This window comes from Microcystis sp. LE19-84.1B, assembly GCF_027531875.1.
GTDB classification, from domain to species: domain Bacteria; phylum Cyanobacteriota; class Cyanobacteriia; order Cyanobacteriales; family Microcystaceae; genus Microcystis; species Microcystis panniformis.
The window spans coordinates 1-3,010 of record NZ_JAPZSR010000184.1 but is presented as its reverse complement, the minus strand read 5'-3'; the positions used below and the strand labels follow the sequence as shown (position 1 = coordinate 3,010).

3 protein-coding genes and 1 pseudogene are annotated in these 3,010 nt (G+C 37.4%); all 4 read left to right on the top strand.

The genetic code is table 11. From position 1 onward, the window contains the following. Positions 1-466, top strand: a 466-nt coding sequence (locus tag O9324_RS11070; RefSeq protein ID WP_288140210.1) for a DUF4351 domain-containing protein, incomplete at its 5' end; no start/stop codon positions are given. 153 nt (positions 467-619) lie between these two features. Further along, positions 620-757 carry a hypothetical protein gene (locus tag O9324_RS11065; protein ID WP_167341561.1) on the top strand — a complete coding sequence of 46 codons (138 nt, stop codon included), beginning with the start codon at positions 620-622 and terminating at the stop codon, positions 755-757. Between the two features lie 167 nt (positions 758-924). Continuing rightward, positions 925-1,428: a hypothetical protein gene (locus tag O9324_RS11060; protein ID WP_288140209.1), complete on the top strand. Its 504-nt coding sequence runs from the start codon at positions 925-927 to the stop codon at positions 1,426-1,428. A gap of 223 nt (positions 1,429-1,651) precedes the next feature. Next, positions 1,652-2,140 (top strand): annotated as a pseudogene (locus O9324_RS11055) (Calx-beta domain-containing protein); the annotation flags it as partial. Positions 2,141-3,010: the final 870 nt, after the last annotated feature.

Sequence of the window (3,010 nt, the reverse complement as noted above, 5' to 3'; positions counted from 1 at the left end):
GTTAATTACTTTAAGGTTAAATCCAGCGAAAATGCAATTAATTTCTGGATTTATTGATACATATCTCAATCTAAATCCAGTGGAAGAGATACAATTTCAAGAAGAGATTAGCACATTTAGTGAACCTGTACAGGAGGGAGTTATGCAAATTACCACCAGTTGGATGCGTCAAGGTATTGAACTAGGTATTGAACAAGGTATCGAACGCGGTATCGAACAAGGTATCGAACAAGGTATCAAACGCGGTATCGAACAAGGTATCGAACAAGGTATTGAACGCGGTATTGAACGGGAAAAGACATTGATTCTTCGTCAAATTAAACGCAAGTTAGGGGAGATTAATCCTTCATTAGAAACTAAAATCATGGAGTTAAGTATTGATGATGTCGAAGTATTAGGAGAAGCTTTATTCGATTTCTCTACGGTTGAAGATTTAATCAGTTGGTTAAATACTTTAAGTACCTAAGCAAAATTAATTACACATATCTAACCACCTCTTGCCTCTTGCCTTTTGCCTTTTGCCTTTCTTCACTAGGAAATTTATTTTGCACGACTACTTAACTGCCTAGTTTTGACGTTAGTGATCGCCTTCTGACAACAACCCACTAAAATTGTCATAATGAAACAAACAACCGCTAATTATGATGAACCCTGGAAAGAAGCATTAACCGAGTATTTTGAGGCGTTTTTATACTTCTTTTTTCCTGAAGTTCACCAACTAATCAGTTATCAGTTATCAGTTATCAGTTATCAGTGACTAATTGGAAGCAAGTAAGTGGGTGAGTGGAATTAAATATAAGATGAACGTAGGTTGGGTTGAAGCATGAAACCCAACGCCAGATTATGTTACGCTACCACTAACCACTAACCCATCCTACAAATAATTGTGTCTCCCTACTTAGCAATCCCTTTGCTATAATAGTCATGGCACACCTGAAAACAAAAGCGACTACTGGGAAGCTGCCAGAACGGGAACAGTGGAAGTGGAGGTTAATCAGAGGATTATATGAAAAGGAGTTCGAGAGGGAACAAATAATTAAATTATTTGAAATCATCGACAATATGATGACTTTATCAACTAAATTACAGTCAAGTTTAGAGAGTAAAATCAAACAATTTGAGGAGGAAAGAACCATGCCTTTAGTAAGTAATATGGAGTTACGAGGAAGGAAAATTGGTGAGGAAATTGGGGAGTTACGAGGAATGGAACGCGGTAAGGAAATCGGTAAGGAAATTGGAGCGTTACAAAAAAGCCGCGATGCCATAAAAACAGTTTTAACTGTGCGGTTTGGACAGATTTCTTCAGAAATTGAAGAGATAATCGGCAAAATGACTAACCCTACTATCTTAGAAGAGCTACTAAAATTAGCAGCTACCGCTAATTCTCTCGCAGAATTTAAGCAGTCTTTGGCAAAAATCAATATCTAGAAACCGGGTTTCTTCTTGAGAAAACGGGTTTCTTTGAGAAACTATTTAGAAACCGGGTTTCTTTGAGAACCTATTTAGAAACCGGGTTTCTTTGAGAAACCCGGTTTCTTGTCTTTGAGAAACCCGGTTTCTTGTATAAATGTTAATTTATGTTGCAGGGGTCTTGAAAAATTTGCACTTGTTGTGCCAGAATTATTAGCAATAAACCTTTCCAGTTAATGTCATGACTTCTACTGTTTTGGCGATTATTCCTGCTGTTGACGATGTTTTGTTCGATTTTGCTCAATCTGATGGTTTTTGGGCGAATTTAGAAACTGCTTTTGGCACAAGTTATGATGTGGTTAAAGCGACGCAATTACGACAACAGTGGCAAAGTCGAGATTTTAGTCAACTTCCTGAGATTGAGGTTGTCAACAGCAGTGTTTTAGGTGGTGCAAATGGCGCTTATGGGATTAGCACCAATAAGATATATCTATCTGAAAGTTTTTTTGCTTCTGCTAGTTTAGATGCTTTGGGTGCGGTGATTTTAGAAGAAATTGGGCATTATGTGGATGCTCAAATTAATCAGGTGGATAGTGCGGGAGATGAGGGGGCAATTTTTGCGGAGTTGGTGCGGGGAAATAGTCTGGATGTGGCGACTTTACAGGTATTGAAAGCGGAGGATGATTCAAAGATAATTAATTTAAATGGGGAAGTAATTACAGTTGAACAGAATAAATTACTTAAATCTGGCAAGATTATTGTTGCTAATGATGAATTTACATTAAGTGATTCTGGATTTAGTAATGCTCCCGACGATTCACTATTATTTGCTCAGAATATCGCTAATTATTTTGCTAATGGGAAGAAAGGCTCATTTCTTGCTTATTCCGATAACCTTGGTTTCACAGGATTTCAACTATCTAAAGCTTTAACTGATGCAGGACATCAATGGAAGGTTGCACCTAATTTGCCATTCACGTTAGAGACATTACAACAATATGATGGAGTTTTTCTTGGCGGATCCCCAGTAGATAATCAGGTATTAATTGATTATGTAAACAGTGGAGGAAATGTTTATCTAATGGCAGGAACTGGAATTACTGGAAGTTTTGATAGTATTACGAGTGAGGCTAATGCTTGGAAGGATTTCTTGAATAATTTTGGGTTGTCATTGGCAAATCAATGGAATGAGTTTTACGGCAATATTCCTATTAACCCTTCATCTCATCCAATTCTTGCAAATATAGATCAATTATATCAACAGTATGGTCAAACAATTATTGATCTAAATGCTAATGACAATCAAGGAGTATTAATTGCTAAGAGCAATGATGGACAGGGACTTTATGCTATTTACGATCCTAATTTTCAAGTCAATCTAATCACTAATGGTAGTTTTGAAATTAGCCCAGATCCTGGTGGTTATTTACCACTTAACCCTGGTTCTACCGCAATCACAGGACTCACCGTTCGCTTAAATTGAAGGGGTAAGGTGGGCAAAAAAGGTTAAAATCCTTGTGTAGTCAAGTGTTGGCCAACAAGGAGTCGAGCAATTACGTCACAAACACAGTCAGAACGAATAGATGATCTCCCTCTAATT